This is a genomic window from Nocardioides stalactiti (genome assembly GCF_014180715.1).
GTDB classification, from domain to species: domain Bacteria; phylum Actinomycetota; class Actinomycetes; order Propionibacteriales; family Nocardioidaceae; genus Nocardioides; species Nocardioides stalactiti.
Genome location: NZ_JACEFC010000226.1, coordinates 1 through 2,020, shown reverse-complemented (window position 1 = coordinate 2,020; position 2,020 = coordinate 1). Strand labels below are relative to the sequence as shown.

2 protein-coding genes are annotated in these 2,020 nt (G+C 73.3%); both read left to right on the top strand.

Annotated elements, in window-relative coordinates; all coding sequences use genetic code 11:
• Positions 1-464: precorrin-8X methylmutase (locus H0487_RS22540; protein WP_183096429.1), on the top strand; the 464-nt coding region annotated here is incomplete at its 5' end.
• Positions 461-2,020, top strand: a 1,560-nt coding sequence (locus H0487_RS22535; RefSeq protein ID WP_183096428.1) for a precorrin-2 C(20)-methyltransferase, incomplete at its 3' end; no start/stop codon positions are given. The genes H0487_RS22540 and H0487_RS22535, both read left to right, overlap by 4 nt.

The following is a 2,020-nucleotide window of genomic DNA, read 5'->3' as shown; positions in this document are numbered from 1 at the left end:
CGGCGGCCGGACGGGCGGCGATGGCGGCCGGCGCCCCGGTCCTCTGCGACGCACGGATGGTCGCCATGGGCATCACCGCAGGGCGGCTGCCGGCCGACAACGACGTGCTCTGCTTCCTCAACGATCCCTCCGTCCCCGACATGGCGCAGGCCTGGCGGACCACCCGCACGGCCGCCGCCGTCTCCTTGTGGGAACCCCACCTCGAGGGTGCGGTGGTCGCGATCGGCAACGCGCCGACCGCGCTCTTCCACCTGCTGGAGATGCTGGTCGCCGGCGCCCCGCGGCCAGCCGCGATCGTCGGTTGCCCGGTCGGCTTCATCGGTGCCCGCGAGTCCAAGGACGCACTGGCCTCCTTCGCCGAGGACCACGGCATCGACGTCCCCTTCGTCACGGTCCGCGGTCGCCGTGGCGGCTCGGCGATGGCGTCCTCGGCCATCAACGCCCTCGCCCAGGAGGCCGAGTGAGCACCGCGCCGGGACGGTTCTTCGCCGTCGGGATCGGTCCCGGCGACCCCGAGCTGATCACCCTCAAGGCGGCACGGATCATCGGGGCAGCCGACGTCGTCGCGTTCCACGCCGGGGTTCGCAAGCAGTCGCACGCCCGCCGGATCGCGGGCGACCTGGTGCCGACGGGCGCGGTCGAGGAGGAGCTGCGCTACCCGGTGACCACCGGGACGACCGACCATCCCGGTGGCTACGTCGGGGCACTTGCCGACTTCTACGAGGACTGCGAGACCCGGATGACCGCCCACCTCGAGGCCGGGCGCGACGTCGTCCTGCTCGCCGAGGGCGACCCGATGTTCTTCGGTTCCTCGATGTATCTCCTCGACCGGCTCCGCGACCGGTTCGTCACCGAGGTCGTCCCCGGCGTACCGGCCTTCGCTGCCGCGACCTCGGCGCTCGGCCTGCCGCTCGTCCGTCAGACCGACGTCCTCACCGTGCTGGCCGGCACCCTCCCCGAGCCCGAGCTGGCGCGACGCCTGGCCGACACCGACGGCGCGGTGATCATGAAGCTCGGACGGACCTTCCCCGCCGTCCGGTCCGCGCTCGAGCAGGCCGGCCGGCTCGAGGGCGCGATGTACGTCGAGCGCGCGTCGATGCCCGAGCAGCGGTGGCTCCCCGTCACCGACGTCGACCCTTCGACCGTGCCGTACTTCTCCCTCATCGTCGTCCCGGGTGACTCCGCCGCCGCCGACCGCCGCCGGTCGCCCGCCCGCCTCCGCGAATCCGGACCTTCCTCGGTCGAATCCGGACCTTCCTCGGTCGAATCCGGACCTTCCTCGGTCGAGTCCGAACCTTCCTCGGCGGTGGCTCCGGGAGAGGTCGTGGTCATCGGGCTGGGGCCGGGCCCGGACGACTGGCTGACACCCGAGGCGAGCGCGGCCCTGGCCGACGTCGGCCACGTGGTCGGCTACGCCCCGTACGTCCGCCGCGTGCCCCAGCGCGTGGGACTGCAGCGGCACGCGTCCGGCAACACGGTCGAGGTCGACCGGGCCCGGTTCGCCCTCGACCTGGCGCTGCGCGGCGAACGGGTCGCCGTCGTGTCAGGCGGCGATGCGGGTGTCTTCGGGATGGCCTCGGCCGTCTACGAGGCAGCCGACGACCCGGCCCACCCCGAACATGCCACCGTGCCGGTGCGCGTGCTGCCCGGTGTCAGCGCGATCCAGGCGGTGGCGGCTCGCGCGGGCGCCCCCATCGGCGCGGACTTCGCTGTCGTCAGCCTGTCCGACCGGCTCAAGCCGTGGGCGGTGGTCGAGGCACGGCTCCGGGCGATCGCCGAGGCCGACCTGGTGCTCGGGATCTACAACCCCGCTTCTCGCTCGCGGCGCGAGCAGGTCGTGGTAGCCCAGAAGCTGCTCCTGGAGCACCGCTCCCCCGACACCGTCGTGGTCGTCGGCCGCAACGTCGGCCGGGCCGAGGAGTCCCTCGAGGTGACCACCCTCGGAAGCCTCGACGCCGACACCATCGACATGAAGTGCCTGCTCATCGTCGGCGCCTCGGCGGCGCGGGGCGCCGGCAAC